The following is a 15975-nucleotide window of genomic DNA, read 5'->3' on the forward strand; positions in this document are numbered from 1 at the left end:
GACCTCGACCGCATTGGAGCGCCAGGCCCGGGTCGAACGGACTCTCCCTACTGAAAGTAGGACGTGCTCCGGTAGCACCACTGACGCCTGACGAGGAATCATCTCCCTCGCGACAGGAGAAAGACTAGCAGGTCAGAAGCCCTGCTCCGAACCGGCTCCACCCACCCGACACCCCGGAGAAACGGCGGGGCCGGGAAGGCGGACAGACCGGGAAAGCAGAAGAGGCCCGGTGCCTGGAAAGGCACCGGACCTCGACCGCATTGGAGCGCCAGGCCCGGGTCGAACGGACTCTCCCTACTGAAAGTAGGACGTGCTCCGGTAGCACCACTGACGCCTGACGAGAGATCATCTCCCTCGCGACAGGAAGTACAGTACCAGCTCGGAGACACCTGCCCGAACCCGAGGAGAACCCCGGATGACCGGTCCGCGCCCCGCCCCGCCCGAGGCGGTCGAGTACACCCCCGGCCACCTGATGGACGTCCACCGCCCGGTGGGCGCCGACGGGCCGGCGCCCGTCGTCCTGCTCTGGCACGGGCGGGGCTCCGACGAACGGGACGTGCTGGTGCCGCTCGCGCAGGAGGCGGCGGAGCTGGGACTGCTGGTGCTCGTCCCCGACTGGCGGTCGGACCAGGAGGACGGCGGTCGCGCCCGTCTGCTGGCGTCCTTCGAGTACGCCCGCCGGAAGGCACCCGCGTTCGGCGGCGATCCGACCCGGTTCGTGCTGGCGGGCTGGTCGCTGGGCGGCCGGGAGGCCGTCGCGCTGGCCACCCACCCGGACACCCCCGAGGAGGTCCGCCCGACGGCGACCGTCGGGATCGCCTCCGCCTACGGCCGGCCCGCCGTGACCACGGGCGACACCCCGCTGACGCACCTCGCCGAGCGGCCCTCCCCCGTCCCGGTCTGGCTGGTGCACGGCACCGTCGACGACCTGGTGCCGGCGTCGGCGACCCGGGAGTTGCACACCGCGCTGGTGGAGCAGGGCTCACCGGTACGCCTCCTGGAGCCGGAGACCGACCACGCCGGTGTGGTGCTGACCGAGTACGACCCCGCCGTCGAGCGCTGCCGCCCCGCCCGGGCCGAGCACGCGGTGCGCGCCGGCCGGGCGACGGCACGGGTGCTGGCCGAGGCGGCCGCGGCGAGCCCGGACGATCGCGCCGCAACGCCGGCGCGCCGGCCGGCGCCCGCTCCGTAGCGGCGCCCCGGACCGGCGGCGCCGGTTGCCGCCTCCTCAGGCCGCCCGGTGCCGGCGGGCGCGGGCGCGCGAGGTCGGCAGGACGTGGCGCGGGAGGCTGCCGGGGAGGGAGAACAGCAGGGCGGCGAGGGCGAGGAGCAGGAAGTGGGCGGCCTCGGCGCCGAAGCCGGACCAGCCGAGGACGCCGTGGCGGTGCTCGACGAAACCGTTGTGGAAGAGCCGGCCGGACAGGGCGATCAGCGGAGCGGCCGCCGGCCGGGAGTACCGCCCGAGGGCGGCGCAGACGGTGGCGAAGGCGGCCAGGGCGAGCCAGGTGGGGCGCAGTTCGCCGAGGACGGCGAGGACGGGGAGCAGCGCGCCGCAGGCGAGCAGGGCGACCGCTCCGGACATGGCCGGCGACAGGCGGCCGGGGCGGGTCGGCGTCATCCGGTCACCTCCCGACGGTGAGCGGCCGCACGCGGACGTGGTGGTGGCGTTCGAGCGCTTCGAGTTCGCGCTGGAGCGGCGGCCTGGGCACCGCCAGGACGGGACAGGTGGCGTGCCGGATGCAGTACCCCGTCACGGACGGGCGCAGGGCGCGGGCGAGGGCGCCACGGCCGCCGGCCCCGAGGACGAGCAGGTCGTCGGCGCGGTCGGCGGATCGGACCAGCGCCTGGCCGGTCTCGCCGCGGACGGCCTGGCAGCGCAGCCGCACACCGGCCGGGCCGCCGCCGAAGGCGTCGTCCAGGGCCTGCCGCAACCGGGCGGTGGCCGCGTCCCGGCAGGCGGTGAACAGGGGCGGGCAGGGGGAGCGGCGGTAGCCGAACTCGCCGCCGGCCGGCGTCCAGCAGAGCACCGCGAGGACTTCGGCGTCGGTGCGGCGGGCCTCGGCGACGGCCCGGTGCAGGGCGGCGAGGCTGCCGAGCGAGCCGCTGACCCCGACCACGACGCGGCCCCGGCCGTCCGGTCCGCCGAGCGGGTCGGCCGTGCGTCCGTCGCCCGGTTCGTCCGTCGGTTCCTCCGCGTGGATACCGGCGCCGTTGTCCGCCATGGCCCTGCCCGTCCTTCCGGCTCGTGCTGATGCACTGTCGGATTCAGCAAAGCGGGGCGGCGGGGGAAGGGGCCGTTCGTTGACGGGGCCCTGACGCGCGGGGGGCGGATCCGTACGCCGTCCTGACGGTGCTCCCGGCGGCCCGGTGGCCGGAGCGGGGAGAACGCGGCCGTGGCGGCCCGGGTCGGGTACCCGGGTCAGGCGCCCGGGCCGTCCGTCTCCCAGAGGTCGGCGAACATCTTGTCCAGGTGCTCCTCGCCGGCCGGTGGGACCGGCAGCGGGTGGGTGGCCCGGGTGCGGAAGCCGTCGAGCAGCAGGGCCAGGTAGCGGCGCCAGAGGTCGGCGCGCAGCTCGGTGGTGGCGGGCAGGGCCCGGCAGAGCGGGCCGAGCATGAAGAGCAGGTCCATGGTGACGACATCGGGGCGCATGGTGCCCTGCTCCTGCGCCCGGGCGACCAGCACGCCGACCGTCGCCGCGTTCCGCCGGCTGATCCCGATCATCGCGGGGGTGGCGGGGATGGCCTGGGTGACCAGGTCGTTGATGCCCCGGTCGGCGGCGACCAGTTCGAAGATCCGCCCGAAGTAGCGCTCGATCGCGCCCCAGGCGTCCTCGGCGGCCAGCGCCTCCTCCCCCGCGTCGGCGATCAGCGCGGCGGCGTCGGCGAAGACCTCGCCGATCAGCGCCTCACGGGTCGGGAAGTGCCGGTACAGCGTCGCGTTGCCGACCCCGGCCTCCTTGGCGATCTGGTCCAGCGGGACGTCCAGGCCGTGCCGGGAGAACATGTCGCGGGCGGCGGACAGCAGCAGGTCACGGTTGCGCTGCGCGTCGCGCCGCAGCCGGCCGGGGGTGCTCGCGCTGCTCGATGCCATGGGAGGACCCTAGCAACCGGGGGCGCCCCGGCCGGCCCTGTTCGGACCGCTCTGCAAGGGCTCCGGCGGGGCGTGATCTGCCGGGACGCCGGGGGCCGGCGGCGTCGACGGGCGACCGGGCCCGCGGGGCGGCGAACCGGTGTCCGCGGGCCCAGCGGACCACGGCCGCTGGAAGAACATCGGGCGACTCCGCCCGGCGGCACCCCCCGCCACCTGCGTGCGCCCGGACCTCCCAGCTGCCTGGGATCTTCCGGTGGACGGCCGGGTGACCCGACGATCACCGTGCCCCGCCCGCCCACCGACCGGGAGACCGCGCCATGCCCCGCCTCGCCACTCGCCCGACCCCCCGACCGACCGCCAGAGCCGTCCCGGCCCTCGCGCTGGCCGCCGCACTCGGCCTCGCCGGCACCACCCCCGCGCTCGCCGACCCGCCCGCCCCCGCCGCGACCGACCTCGTCGGCGTCGGCGCGCAGGGCACGGAGTCGCTGTTCAACCAGTTCTCCACCGACTACAACGCCTCGTTGGCCGCCGCCGGCGACACCACCTCGCCCCGGCTGTACAGCTGGGACTCCACCGGGACGACGCCGATCACCACCAAGTCCGGGGCCACCGCGATCGCCCGTCCGTTCAACAGCGACACCGGCATCGTCGCGCTGAACGCCAACTCCGCCGCCACCCTGGACTTCTCCCGCAGCACCCGGCCCCCCGGAGTCGGTGACCCCGCCGACACCCTGTTCGTCCTCCTGGCGAAGGACGCCGTGACCTGGGCCGCGCCGGCCGGCGGCAACGCCCCGGCGGGGCTCAGCACCGCCCAGCTGCGCGCCATCTACCGCTGCACCGTCACCAACTGGCGTCAGCTCGACCCCGCGCTGCCGGACGCCACGATCCGGCCGGTCCTGGCCGGCCGTCTGACGGTGAGTCCGTTCGGCGTGAGCGGACCGATGGCGGACACCAGCTCCACCCTCCTCACCCAGGTGAGCTCGCCGGGGACGACGGACGCCCTGGTCGCCGGTCCGTGCGTCAGCGTCGTCGAGCGCGAGAACCAGGGCACGGACGCCGTCCTGCACGACCCCAACGCGCTCGTCCCCTACTCGGTCGGCCGCTACCTCGGCCAGACGTACGGCGGGCACGGCCGCCCCGGCGACGATCCGGGCCCGCTCGTCCCGCGCGCGATCGACGGGACGCAGCCGGTGGACCAGCTCAACCACCGGATCAGCGCGTCGTTCGGCGCGTCGAACTACGCACGCGCCCTGTTCACCGCCGTGCGCCAGGCCGAGTGGAGCGCCACCGACGCCCACGGCGTCGCGCTGCGCGCCGTCTTCGGGCCCAACGGCTGGATCTGCCGCGCCGGCGCGGCCGACATCCGCAGCCACGGCTTCCTTCCGATGCCCGGCGCCGCCTGCGGGCAGACCGTCCACAGCTGACCCCCGCCCGGCCCCCGGGCGCCGTGCGCACCCGGGGGCCGGTTGCCGGTCAGCGCGCACGCGGCCGGCGCAGCCAGACCGCCCAGGTCAGCGCCGAGCAGCACAGGTAGGCCGCGAGGAAGCCCAGGTACGCCGCGTCGCCGTTGTGGGTGGCGAGGAAGGACTGCCGGAAGGCCAGGTTGACCAGCACCCCGCCGAACGCCCCCACCGCTCCGGCGAGTCCGATCAGCGCGGCCGCCCGGCGGCGCGAGTCGGCCTCGGCCGTCCGCGGTTCGGCCCCCGCCGCGACCTCCGCCCGGGCCCGGGCCTGATAGTGCGCCGGGATCATCTTGTACGTCGAGCCGTTGCCGAGGCCGCTCAGCACGAAGAGCGCGATGAAGCCGGCCAGGAAGAGCGGCAGCGAGCCGGCCCGGGAGGCGGCCAGCACGACGGCCGTACCGGCGCCCATCGCCACGAAGGTCGCCAGCGTGACCCGCGCGCCGCCCCAGCGGTCGGCCAGCCGGCCGCCCACCGGCCGCAGCAGCGAGCCCAGCAGCGGCCCGAGGAAGGTCAGCGCGGCGGCCTTGACCGGGGTGTCGAAGCGGTCGTGGAACTGCACCTGGAGCACCTGTCCGAAGGCGAAGCCGAAGCCGATGAACGACCCGAAGGTACCGATGTACAGGGTGGAGACCGCCCAGCCGTACGGGTCGCGGGCGACCTCGCGCAGCGCCCGGCCCTCGCCGCGCGGCGGGGCGGCCAGGTTGTCCATCCGCCACCAGGCCCCGGCCGCCGCCAGCACGATCAGCGGCAGGTAGAGCAGCGGCAGCAGCCGGGGGTGGGTCGCGCCCGCCGTCGCGAGCACCAGCAGGCCGAGCAGTTGCACCGCCGGGACGCCCAGGTTGCCGCCGCCGGCGTTGATGCCCAGCGCCCAGCCCTTGAGGCGGTGCGGGTAGAAGGCGTTGATGTTGGCCATCGAGGAGGCGAAGTTGCCGCCGCCGACGCCGGCGACGCACGCGACCGCCAGCAGCGTGCCGTAGGGGACGCCCGGGGTCAGCACCAGCGCCGCGAGCGCGGTGGGGACGAGCAGCAGCAACGCGCTGGCCACCGTCCAGTTCCGGCCGCCGAACCGCGCCACCGCGAAGGTGTACGGCAGGCGCAGCACCGCGCCGAGCGCGGTCGGCAGGGCGGTCAGGGTGAACTTGCCGGCCGTGTCGATGTGGTACTCGGGCCCGAGGAAGAGCACGAGCACCGACCAGAGGCTCCAGACCGAGAAGCCGATGTGCTCGGAGAGCACCGAGAAGACCAGGTTGCGCCGGGCGATCCGGGCGCCGGTCCGGTCCCAGAACGCGGTGTCCTCCGGGTCCCATCCGGTGAGCGCGGCCGGCGCGGTTCTGCCACCGGGGGGTCCGGTCTCGACGACGGCGCTCATGCCGTGTCCTCCTTCACGGTGGCGCCGGCGGTGACGCGGGCGGGGGCACGGGTGGCGGTGGCGCGGGCCGCGACGGGAGTCGGCTTCGCCGCGCCGCGGACCGGCCAGAGCCTGAGGACGGCGGGGCTGCCGTCGGGGGCGGTCTCCTCGTCGAGGCAACGGCCGTCGGTCAGGTCGAAGACCTGCTTGTACATCGGCGACGCCAGGGTGGGCCGGTCGCCGCGGCTGCCGAGCAGGCCGCGGGAGAGCACCTGGGCGCCGCTGAACGGGTCCCGGTTGTCGACGGCGTGCAGGGCGCCGGCGCGGTCCCGGAAGACGGCCACCTGCTCGCCGTCGAGCAGCACGGCCACTCCGCGCCCGGGCTGCAGGTCGTCGAGGGTGCAGACGGGTCGCCAGCGGGTGCCGTCGTGGATTTCCACGGTCACGGGGTGAGCACCTCCAGTCGGGGCCCGGCCACCAGGACCGGGGCGGGGGTGGTGAGGACGCGCCCGTCCTCGCCGGGGCGGGCGGGCCGGATCTGGCCGCGTTCGGGGACGAAGGTGATCGCCGGGTCGGGCGTGCCGGGGGCGTTGACGAAGGAGGAGAACCGCCGCAGCCGTTCGGGATCGGCCAGGGTGGCCGCCCATTCGTCCTGGTAGCCGTCGATGTGACGGATCATCAATTCGTCGAGTTCGGCGGCGATGCCGAGCGCGTCCTCGACCACCACCGCGCGCAGGTGGTCCAGGCCGCCCTCCAGACGGTCCAGCCAGACCGAGGTGCGCTCCAGGCGGTCGGCGGTGCGGATGTAGAACATCAGATAGCGGTCGATGGTGCGGATCAGCGTCTCGCGGTCCAGATCGGCCGCCAACAGGTCGGCGTGACGGGGCGTCATGCCGCCGTTGCCGCCGACGTAGAGGTTCCAGCCGGCCGAGGTGGCGATCACGCCGAAGTCCTTGCTCTGCGCCTCGGCACACTCGCGCGCACAGCCGGAGACCGCCGACTTGAGCTTGTGCGGGGAGCGCAGGCCCCGGTAACGCAGTTCGAGCTCGATCGCGAGGGCGACGGAGTCCTGCACGCCGTAGCGGCACCAGGTCTCGCCGACACAGGACTTCACGGTGCGCAGCGCCTTGCCGTAGGCGTGTCCGGACTCGAAGCCGGCGTCCACCAATCGGGCCCAGATGCCGGGGAGTTGATCCACGGTGGCGCCGAGGAGGTCGATCCGCTGACCGCCGGTGATCTTGGTGTAGAGGCCGTAGTCGCGGGCGATCTCGCCGATCGTGATCAGCCCCTCGGGGGTGATCTCACCACCGGGCACCCGCGGCACCACCGAATAGGAGCCGTTGCGCTGGAGGTTGGCGAGGAAGTGGTCGTTGGAGTCCTGCAGCGCGGCCTGCTCGCCGTCCAGGATGTGGCCGCCGCCGAGACTGGCCAGCACGGAGGCGACGGTCGGCTTGCACACCTCGCAGCCCTCGCCGCGCCCGTACCGGTCCAGGAGTTCGGAGAAGCCGGTGATGCCGGTGACCCGGACGATCTCGTACAACTCCGCTCGGGTCTGCGGGAAGTGCTCGCACAGGCCGGTCCGGGTGGCCACGCCGGTCGCCGCCAGCTCCTCGGTCACGACGGTGGCGAGCTGCTTGAGGCAGCTGCCGCAGCCGGTGCCGGCCCGGGTGCACTTCTTGACGGCGCCGACGCTGTCGCAGCCCTGCTCGTGGACGGCGGCGCGGACGGTGCCCTGGGTGACGTTGTGGCAGGAGCAGAGCACCGCCTCGTCGGGCAGCGCGACCGGGCCGGCGGCGCCCGACCCGGCGGGCAGCACCAGCTGTTCGGGCGGGACGGTCAGCGGCCGGCCGGCCGCGGCGAGCGGGCGCAGCGCGCCGTAGGCGCCGGTGTCGCCGACCAGGACGCCGCCCAGCAGTGCGCCGTCGGCGCCGATCACCAGCTTGCGGTAGACGCCGAGCCGGCTGTCGCTGTACAGCACGTCGAGGGCGCCCTCCGCGGCGCCGTGCGGATCGCCGAAGCTGGCCACGTCCACGCCGAGCAGCTTGAGCTTGGTGGAGGTGTCGGCGCCGGCGAAGCCGTCGCCGGGGCGGCCGGCCAGTTCGCGGGCGGCGGTCTCGGCCATCTGGTACCCGGGGGCGACCAGGCCGTAGACCCGGCCGTCGGCCGCCTGGGCGCACTCGCCGATGGCCAGGACGGCCGGGTCGGCGGTGCGGCAGCGCTCGTCGACCACGATGCCACCACGGACCCCGACCGGCAGGCCGCAGTCGCGGGCGAGCGCGTCGCGCGGGCGGATGCCGGCGGAGAACACCACCAGGTCGGCGGCGAGTTCGCGGCCGTCGGAGAGGGTCAGCGCCCTGACCCGGCCCGTGGGCCCGGTCTCCACGGCGTCGGCGGCGGCGCTGGTGTGCACGGTCACGCCGAGGTCCTCGATCTTGCGGCGGAGCACGGCCCCGCCGCCCTCGTCGACCTGGACGGCCATCAGTCGGGGCGCGAACTCGACCACGTGGGTGCTCAGGCCCGTCGCGCGCAGCGCGCCGGCGGCCTCCAGGCCGAGCAGGCCGCCGCCGACCACCACGCCGGTCGTCGCCGGGGCGGCGTCGGCGCGGATCGCGTCCAGGTCCTCGATGGTCCGGTAGACGTGGCAGCCGGCGGCGTCGTGGCCGGGGACGGGCGGCACGAAGGGGGCGGAGCCGGTGGCCAGCACCAGGGCGTCGTAGCGCACCTGCCGCCCGGCCCGGGTGGTGACCGTGCGGGCGGCGCGGTCGACGGCGGTGACCGGGTCGCCGAGACGCAGGTCGATGCCGTGCTCGGCGAGGAAGCCGGGCGGGCAGAGCGCGAGGTCCTCGGGTGTGCGGCCGTCGAACAGCGAGCTGAGGTGGACGCGGTCGTAGGCGGGGCGCGGCTCCTCGGCCAGGACGGTGACCCTCCAGCGCCCGGCGCCGGGCTGCTCGGTGAAGGCCTCCAGGAAGCGCTGGCCGACCATGCCGTGGCCGACCAGGACGAGGTCCCGTGGTGGGTCGGGCGGGTGCGACGTCATCGCGGTACTCCTCGGGTCGTACGGGGGTGCGGATGCGGGTTGCCGCGGGACGCGTCTCCGCGGCGGGGGAGGCTCAGGCGTGCCGGTGCGGCGGGGGTCCGGTGGGCGGGCCGTCGCGAGCCGTCGTCCTGGCCACGAATCTGACCGGTGGTCGTTTCGCCACCGGGTCCCCCGTGTTGCACGCGCGGTACGCCTCGCTCACACCGCTCCGGGTGCGGGGTGCGCGGCAGGACATCAGCCGTAACCGGCGGGTCGGTTTCGCTAACGCCCGGGTGACGGGCGGGCAACCCCGCCGTAACGCGGAGAACGCACCCTTGCGCCCATGGCAACCACCCCCACCCCCACCGGCCCGCGTCCCGGCGCGCCCCCCGGCCCACTGACCGGCTTCACGATCGGGGTGACCGCGGCCCGCCGCCGCGACGAACTGGTCGCCCTGCTCAGCCGACGCGGCGCCCAGGTGGTCGAGGCCCCCGTGCTGCGGATCACGCCGCTGCCCGACGACCTGGCCCTGCGCCGGGCCACCGAGCGCTGCCTCGCCGCCCCGCTGGACTACGTGGTCGCCACCACCGGCGTCGGCTGGCGCGGCTGGATGAGCGCCGCCGAGGGGTGGGGGCGGGGCACCGCCCTGGCCGACGCCTGCCGGGACGCCGTGGTGCTCAGCCGCGGCCCCAAGGCGACCGGCGCCGTCCGGGCGAGCGGTCTCGACGAGGGCTTCTCCCCCGGCTCCGAGGCCACCGACGAGTTGCTCACCTGGCTGCTCGCACGCCCGTTGGCCGGCCGACGGATCGCCGTCCAGGAGCACGGCGTCCGGCTGGACGCCTTCGCGGCCGCACTGCGCGAGCGCGGCGCCGAGGTGATCTCCGTCCCGGTCTACCGCTGGGAGGCACCGGACGACCCGGCCCCGGTGCGGCGGCTGGTCGAGCTGACCGTCCGGCGCCAGGTCCACGCGCTCACCTTCACCAGCGCCCCGGCGGTCACCGCCTTCGTGGAGACGGCCACCGCCGAAGGCCTGCGGGAGCCGCTGCTGGACGCCCTGCGCGGCGACGTGCTGCCGGTCTGCGTCGGCGCGCTCTGCGCCCGGCCGTTCGCCGAGCTCGACCTGCCCGTCCTGTTCCCCGAACGCGGCCGGCTGGGCGCCCTGGTCCGCTTCCTCGGGGAGACGCTGCCCGGCCGCGGTCGGCGCGAACTCTCCCTCGCCGGAAGGCTGGTGACCCTCCAGGGCAACGCCGTACTGGTCGACGGAGAGAGCCACTGGCTGAGCCCGCGCGGCGCCGCCGTCCTGCGGGCGCTCGCCGAGCGGCCGGGCCGGGTGCTCAGCCGCGCCGAACTGCTGCGCACCGTCTGGGTGGACGCGGTGGCGGACGAGCACGCGGTCGAGGCGGCGATCGGCCGGCTGCGGGCCGCGCTCGGGCCGCACGGCGGGCTGATCCGGACGGTCCCGAAGCGCGGCTACCGCCTGGCGGCGGGCTGATGCCCCGGGAGGCCCCGAGGGGCGCAGTGGCGCAGCCGAGCGGCGCGGGCTCGCGGGACCGGTGGACGGCGGCCGGCCGGCGGCGCGGGCCCGCCGCGTGGCCGGCGCAGCCCGGCGGCCGCCCGGTGCTGCTGGCCGTCGCGCACGGCAGCCGGAACCCGGCCGGGGCCGCCGCGACCAGGGCGCTGCTGGCGCGCGTCCGCGCACTGCGGCCCGAACTCGACGTCCGCTGCTGCTTCCTGGACCTCGCCGCGCCCGCCCTCCCCGCGGCACTGGACACCTTGTCCGCAGGCGAGCCGGCCGTTCTCGTGCCGCTGCTGCTCGGCACCGGCTACCACCTGCGGGTGGACATCCCCGGCGCCCTCGCCGCCGCCGGGCTGCCGCACCTGCGACTCGCCCCCGCCCTCGGCCCGAGCCGGCTGCTGGCCACCGCCCTCGCGGACCGGCTCGCCGAGAGCGGCCGGCCGGCCGGCGCGGGCCCGGTGGTCCTCGCCGCGGCCGGCTCCTCCGACCCGGCGGCCGTGGCGGACACCGTTCGCGCCGCCCGGCTGCTGCACCGGCGGCTCGGGGACGGACGGCCGGTCGTCCCCGCCTACCTCTCGGCGGCCCGGCCGACCCCGCGCGAGGCGGTCGAGGCCCTGCACGCGGCCGGCCACCGCCGGGTCGCGGTCGCCACGTACCTGCTCGGTCCCGGGTTCTTCGCCGACCGGGCCGCCGACACCGGCGCCCGCTGGACCGGCGCCCCGCTCGGCGCGCACGACGCACTGGCCCGCCTGGTCGCCGAGCGCTACGACCTGGCCCGTGTCGGCGGCACCGACCGTGCGGACCCCCCGGCTCCGCGCCGGCGGGAGGAGGCCGCCGCCCGCTGAAGCAGCCGCCGGCAGCGGTCCCGCTCAGGCCGGTCGGCGAGACGGTCGGTGCCGTCCGGACCGACCGGCACCGACACAGGTCCCGTGTTCGAACAGCACCCGGGACTCGGCCGGGTGGGTGATGAGCCGGCGCCAGGTGTCGACGAGCGTTTCGGTCTCCACGGCGGCCGTCATGCCCAAGGCCCACCCGGACCGCGACGGCGTGCCGGCCCCGGAACTGTCGACCCGATCACACCCGCACGTCGGTCCGGGACGGGCGAGCGGCCGCTGCGTAGGGTGGATCTTGTCGATGTGGGCGGGTCGGGCGACAGGGGTGGGTCTTGGGTACCGGAAGTGCGCTGACGGCACGTCAACTCATCGGTCTGCTGGTGGATCCGGGCACCTTCCGGAGCTGGGACGAGCCGCTCGGGCCGCAGCCGGACGACGCCGGCTACCGGGCCGCGCTGATCCGGGCGCGCGAACGCACCGGGGTGGACGAGGCGGTGGTCACCGGGGTCGGGCTGCTCGCCGGACGGGAGGTGGCCCTGGTCGCGTCCGAGTTCGGCTTCCTCGGCGGGTCGATCGGCGTGGCCACGGCCGAACGGATCACCCGGGCCGTGGAACGGGCGACGGCCGAGCACCTGCCGCTGGTCGCCCTGCCCGTCTCGGGCGGGACGCGGATGCAGGAGGGCTCGGCGGCCTTCCTCTGCATGCTGCGCATCACCGCCGCCGTCCAGGCGCACCGCGCGGCCGGTCTCCCGTACCTCTGCTATCTGCGCAACCCCACCATGGGCGGGGTGTTCGCGTCCTGGGGGACGCTGGGGCAGCTGGTGTTCGCCGAGCCGCGGGCCCGGCTCGGCTTCCTCGGGCCGCGGGTGTACCAGGAGTTGCGGGGCGTGGAGCTGCCCGCGGACGTGCAGCTCGCCGAGACCCTGGCCGGGCGCGGCCTGGTGGACGCCGTGGTGGCGCCGGAGGAGCTGCGGGAGGTGCTGCGACGGTCGCTGGCCGTGCTGGCCCCGACCGGAGCGCCCGGCGCCCCGACCGGGTCCGCGGCCGAATCCGCGTACGCGTACGTGGCCGGGACCGGGACCGGGCCGGGTTCCGCGCCCGCCGAACGGCCGGACGCCTGGGACTCGGTGCGGCGCACCCGCCGCCCCGACCGGCCGGGAACCCGCGAGTTGCTGCGCCGGACCGCCGAGGAGCTGGTACTGCTGGACGCGCCCGGCGGCCGGGACGGCGCACTGGTACGGGCCCTCGCGGTGCTGCACGGGCAGCCCGCACTCGTCGTCGGCCAGCAGCGGCAGGGGCCGGACCACGAGCGGCCGTTCACCGCCGCCGACCTGCGTGCCGTGCGCCGCAGCGCCCGGCTGGCCGAGCAACTCGGCCTGCCGCTGGTCACCGTGGTCGACACGGCCGGCGCCGAGCTGTCCGCGGCGGCCGAACTGGACGGCATCGCCGTCGAGATCGCGCACTGCCTGACCACCCTGCTCGCCCTGCGCACGCCGGTGCTGGCGGTGCTGCTCGGTCAGGGCTCGGGCGGCGGCGCACTCGCCCTGCTGCCCGCCGACCGGGTACTCGCCGCCGGCCATGCCTGGCTGGCGCCGCTGCCGCCCGAGGGCGCCTCCGCGATCGTCCACCGGGACGGCGCGCACGCCGCCGAACTCGCCCGCTCGCAGGGCATCGGCGCCGACGACCTGGCGGCCGTCGGCCTGGTCGACGCCGTGGTACCGGAGCTGCCGGACGCCGCCGACGAGCCGGCCGCGTTCTGCGACCGGCTCGGGCGGGCGGTCGGCGCGGCACTCGGCGCACTCGCCGGGGTGCCGGAGGCCGAACGGCTCACCGCCCGCGCCCGGCGCCACCGCCGCCTCGGGGACGCGCTCACCGCTCCGGGTGCCTCCGCCTAGGACATACGCCGCAGGCCGGCCCTCACTTCAGGAAGCCGACGTAGTCACCGCCCTTCATCTTCACGCCGTTGCGGTCGAAGACCTGCCACGACTTCGCCGTCTTGCCCTCCGGCCGGGCCACCGCGATCCAGCGGATCGGGGAGTCCCCCACGGTGACCTGCGGCGGCTCGTAGGTCGTACCGTCCGTCCAGGTCACCGTCACCCGGCCCATGTTGGGATCGAGACGGGCCATCACCACGTCGAGCGGGGCCACGGTGTCGTCCTTGCCCCGGTGACCGACCAGGCCCCCGCTGAGCGAGCCCACCGTGTCGACGGGCTCCGCGGGCGCGGACGGCGCCCGGACGCTGCCCTGGGAGTCATGGCCGAGGCGCACCCCGTCCACCGTGAAGTACGTGTTGGTGACGTCCTCCTGGGGCTGCCAGTACTGCTGGACGAACGCCTCCGTCGGGGCTGTGAGCTCCGGGTCCGCGGCGTGCCGCTCCTGCCAGACGGCCTGGGCCTGCTGGTACGCCTGGTCCTGCCGGGCGAGCGGCCACAGCGCGATCCACAGCTTCCACTCCTTGCCGTCGGCGGTGCGCCCCTCGGCGACCACCGTCCGGCTCGGGGCGAAGGGGTCGCGGACCGCCGCCGCGGACGGCGTGGCCGTGGGAGCGGCGGACGTGTCGGGTGCCGGCCCTCCCCCGGTGCCGCCCCCGGTCCCCGAGCCGGCCGGGGCGATCGTCCCCACCGGGCCGCTGCCCGCGGAGGCCCCGTGCAGACCCGCCATCGTGCCACCGGCCAGGATCACCACCGATCCCAGCGCGACCGCCCCCACCAGGGTCCGGCGCCGACGCCGCAACCGGCGGCCGCCCGCCATGATCTCCGGCAGTGGCGCCGCCCCGACCTGCGCCCCGGCCGCGGCCTCCGCCAGCCCGAGCCCGACCCACACCGCCGTGTCACCGTCGTCCGCCGCGCCCGTGGCGCCCGTCCGGTCGTTGCCGCGCATGCTCATACCGCACCTCCGACGTGTGTCATGCCCTTGAGTTCCTTCAGCACCGAGACCTCGCGGAGCCTCGCTATCCCCTTCGCCGCCTGGCTGCGCACCGCACCCACCGAGCAGCCCATCGCCGCGGCGGCCTGGCTGTCGCTCAGGTCCTCCCAGTGACGCAGCACCACGGCCTCGCGCTGGCGCGGCGGCAGGGTGGCGAGCGCGGCCAGCAAGGCCGAGCGCTGGTCGGAGCGCGCGTAGCCGTCCTCCTCGCCCGCCGTCTCCGGCACGGCGTTGACCAGCAGTTCCGGCAGACGGCGCCGGAAGCGGCGGGCGTGCTGGTTCACCAGGATCCGCCGCACGTAGGCGTACGGATCCTCCGCCCGCCGTACCTTCCCCCAGGCCGCGCAGGCCTTCTCCGCCGCGGACTGCACCAGGTCCTCGGCCGCGTACTGCTCCCCGGCCAGCAGGTACGCCGTACGCAGCAGCCGTGGCCAGGCCCCGACGATGAACGCCTGGAACTCGTCGTCCCGGTCGGTCTTCGTTTCTCCCATGAGCACCTCCTCACCCTCCTGAGCCCAGACCGGGCCGAAACCGCTTCCTCCGCGGCCGACCCGGTGCGGTTCGCCCCCGCGCGCGGCGCCGCGCGGTGCGGTACGGAGGAGGTGAGGGGGCGTCGGGCCGTGGTTCCGCGCCGGCGGGGATGCCCGGGTTGGCAACGCTCGGGGTAGGCGGCGCCCCGCCTACCGGCCGGCCCCTACCGGCCGCCCCGCCCGTGCCCTTCCGCGAAACGCCTCAGGCGTCGGAGTACTGCACCGGCCGGGCCGCTCCCGCCTGCGACGGCGCCGCCACGAGCCCGGCCAGCCCGGCCAGGGCGGCGGCCTCCGGGCTGCCCTCCTCCGCGCTGAACACGTGCACGACCAGGCCCGTCTCGCCCGGCGCGGCCGGCACGTGCAGCGTCTCGTAGTCCAGGGTGAGCAGCCCCGCCGCCGGGTGCCGCAGCCGTTTGCGGCCCGCGCCGCACACCACGATCTCGCCGGTGGCCCAGATCCGCCGGAAGTCCGCACTGCGCGCCGACAGTTCGGTGATCAGCGCGGCCAGCTCCGTGTCGTCGGGGTAGCTCCCGGCGGAGACCCGCAACTGGCCGACGGCCTCGCGGGCCCGGTCCTCCCACTCGGGGTGGACATCCCGGGAGGCGGGGTCGCAGAACAGGAACCTGGCGTTGTTGCCGTCCCGCCGGCCGGGATCGCCGAGCCCGCCCATCAGTTCGGCTCCCAGGGCGTTCCAGGCCACCACGTCGAGGTGGGGGGTCGTCGCAAAGGCGGGGAAGTGGACGACGGCGTCCAGGAGCCGCCGCAGTTGCGGACTGACCCGCGCCGCGGGAGCGGTGCCGCCCCGGGCTCCGGCCAGGGTGGCGAGGTGCCGGCGCTCGGCGGCGTCGAGGCCGAGGGCCCGGGCGAGGGCGTCGAGCACCTCGGTGGACGGCTGGGTGGCCCGGCCCTGTTCGAGGCGGACGTAGTAGTCGACGCTGATCCCGGCGAGCTGGGCCAGCTCCTCGCGGCGCAGCCCGCGGACCCTCCGGTGGCGGCCGCCGGCGAGGCCGACGTCCTCGGGCGCGACGCGACCGCGGCGGGCCCGCAGGAATCCGCCGAGCGCCCGCCGGGTGTCGCCGACCCCGTCGATCACCCCGTCCCCGCCGCCCCCGCCCGCCCCGTCGGCGGGGCCCGGCCCGTCCGCCCCTCCGCCGTTCGCCCGGTCCGTACGCCGCACTCGTTCCACCCCGTTCATGCGTCTCAGTATGGGTGGCCCTGCCAGTACCAGGACCACCGGTCCTCCGGTCGACCAG

General features: G+C 76.1%; 14 protein-coding genes. 5 read left to right on the top strand and 9 right to left on the bottom strand.

Annotated features, from left to right (window positions below):
- Nucleotides 1-415: 415 nt before the first annotated feature.
- Nucleotides 416-1192, top strand: a complete 777-nt coding sequence (locus ACFVYI_RS11265; RefSeq protein ID WP_387883517.1) for an alpha/beta hydrolase — start codon at nucleotides 416-418, stop codon at nucleotides 1190-1192.
- 36 nt (nucleotides 1193-1228) lie between these two features.
- Here the strand turns inward: ACFVYI_RS11265 and ACFVYI_RS11270 are convergent, their stop codons facing one another.
- The 3 genes from ACFVYI_RS11270 to ACFVYI_RS11280 all read right to left on the bottom strand — a co-directional run bounded on the left by ACFVYI_RS11270 (nucleotide 1229) and on the right by ACFVYI_RS11280 (nucleotide 3091).
- Nucleotides 1229-1618, bottom strand: a complete 390-nt coding sequence (locus ACFVYI_RS11270; RefSeq protein WP_387883519.1) for a hypothetical protein — start codon at nucleotides 1616-1618, stop codon at nucleotides 1229-1231.
- Between the two features lie 4 nt (nucleotides 1619-1622).
- A complete protein-coding gene (locus tag ACFVYI_RS11275) occupies nucleotides 1623-2222 on the bottom strand; it encodes a universal stress protein (RefSeq protein WP_387883522.1) in 600 nt (199 codons plus the stop codon).
- A 197-nt stretch (nucleotides 2223-2419) separates the two neighbouring features.
- Nucleotides 2420-3091, bottom strand: coding sequence for a TetR/AcrR family transcriptional regulator (locus ACFVYI_RS11280; RefSeq protein ID WP_387883525.1), 672 nt, complete (start codon nucleotides 3089-3091; stop codon nucleotides 2420-2422).
- A gap of 317 nt (nucleotides 3092-3408) precedes the next feature.
- On the opposite strand from ACFVYI_RS11280, the gene ACFVYI_RS11285 reads away from it, so the two are divergent.
- Nucleotides 3409-4515 (top strand): hypothetical protein, encoded by a 1107-nt coding sequence (locus ACFVYI_RS11285; RefSeq protein WP_387883527.1) that lies wholly within the window; start codon nucleotides 3409-3411, stop codon nucleotides 4513-4515.
- Nucleotides 4516-4564: 49 nt separating this feature from the next.
- On the opposite strand, the gene ACFVYI_RS11290 is transcribed toward ACFVYI_RS11285, so the two are convergent.
- From ACFVYI_RS11290 to nirB, 3 genes are read right to left on the bottom strand one after another with little or no spacing between them, the layout of a single operon-like run.
- Nucleotides 4565-5923, bottom strand: a complete 1359-nt coding sequence (locus ACFVYI_RS11290; RefSeq protein WP_387883528.1) for a nitrate/nitrite transporter — start codon at nucleotides 5921-5923, stop codon at nucleotides 4565-4567.
- Nucleotides 5920-6348 (bottom strand): nitrite reductase small subunit NirD, encoded by a 429-nt coding sequence (gene nirD / locus ACFVYI_RS11295; RefSeq protein WP_387883531.1) that lies wholly within the window; start codon nucleotides 6346-6348, stop codon nucleotides 5920-5922. Before nirD ends, ACFVYI_RS11290 begins: the two co-directional genes overlap by 4 nt.
- The gene (gene nirB, locus ACFVYI_RS11300) at nucleotides 6345-8939 is read right to left on the bottom strand and encodes a nitrite reductase large subunit NirB (RefSeq protein WP_387883534.1); all 2595 of its coding nucleotides are present in this window, start codon (nucleotides 8937-8939) and stop codon (nucleotides 6345-6347) included. Before nirB ends, nirD begins: the two co-directional genes overlap by 4 nt.
- A gap of 322 nt (nucleotides 8940-9261) precedes the next feature.
- Here nirB and ACFVYI_RS11305 point away from each other — a divergent pair, with 322 nt between their 5' ends.
- From ACFVYI_RS11305 to ACFVYI_RS11315, 3 genes are all read left to right on the top strand, one after another.
- The gene (locus tag ACFVYI_RS11305; RefSeq protein WP_387883537.1) at nucleotides 9262-10410 is read left to right on the top strand and encodes a uroporphyrinogen-III synthase; all 1149 of its coding nucleotides are present in this window, start codon (nucleotides 9262-9264) and stop codon (nucleotides 10408-10410) included.
- A gap of 26 nt (nucleotides 10411-10436) precedes the next feature.
- The gene (locus ACFVYI_RS11310) at nucleotides 10437-11279 is read left to right on the top strand and encodes a sirohydrochlorin chelatase (protein WP_387883539.1); all 843 of its coding nucleotides are present in this window, start codon (nucleotides 10437-10439) and stop codon (nucleotides 11277-11279) included.
- Between the two features lie 320 nt (nucleotides 11280-11599).
- Nucleotides 11600-13162, top strand: coding sequence for a carboxyl transferase domain-containing protein (locus tag ACFVYI_RS11315; protein ID WP_387883542.1), 1563 nt, complete (start codon nucleotides 11600-11602; stop codon nucleotides 13160-13162).
- A 22-nt stretch (nucleotides 13163-13184) separates the two neighbouring features.
- Here the strand turns inward: ACFVYI_RS11315 and ACFVYI_RS11320 are convergent, their stop codons facing one another.
- The 3 genes from ACFVYI_RS11320 to ACFVYI_RS11330 all read right to left on the bottom strand — a co-directional run bounded on the left by ACFVYI_RS11320 (nucleotide 13185) and on the right by ACFVYI_RS11330 (nucleotide 15917).
- On the bottom strand, nucleotides 13185-14147 hold the full coding sequence (locus tag ACFVYI_RS11320) for a hypothetical protein (RefSeq protein ID WP_387883545.1): 963 nt from the start codon (nucleotides 14145-14147) through the stop codon (nucleotides 13185-13187).
- Between the two features lie 2 nt (nucleotides 14148-14149).
- On the bottom strand, nucleotides 14150-14683 hold the full coding sequence (locus ACFVYI_RS11325; RefSeq protein WP_387883547.1) for a SigE family RNA polymerase sigma factor: 534 nt from the start codon (nucleotides 14681-14683) through the stop codon (nucleotides 14150-14152).
- A gap of 241 nt (nucleotides 14684-14924) precedes the next feature.
- A complete protein-coding gene (locus tag ACFVYI_RS11330; RefSeq protein WP_387883550.1) occupies nucleotides 14925-15917 on the bottom strand; it encodes a helix-turn-helix domain-containing protein in 993 nt (330 codons plus the stop codon).
- Nucleotides 15918-15975 lie beyond the last annotated feature (58 nt).

Source organism: Kitasatospora sp. NPDC058218, assembly GCF_042882445.1.
Classification (GTDB): domain Bacteria; phylum Actinomycetota; class Actinomycetes; order Streptomycetales; family Streptomycetaceae; genus Kitasatospora.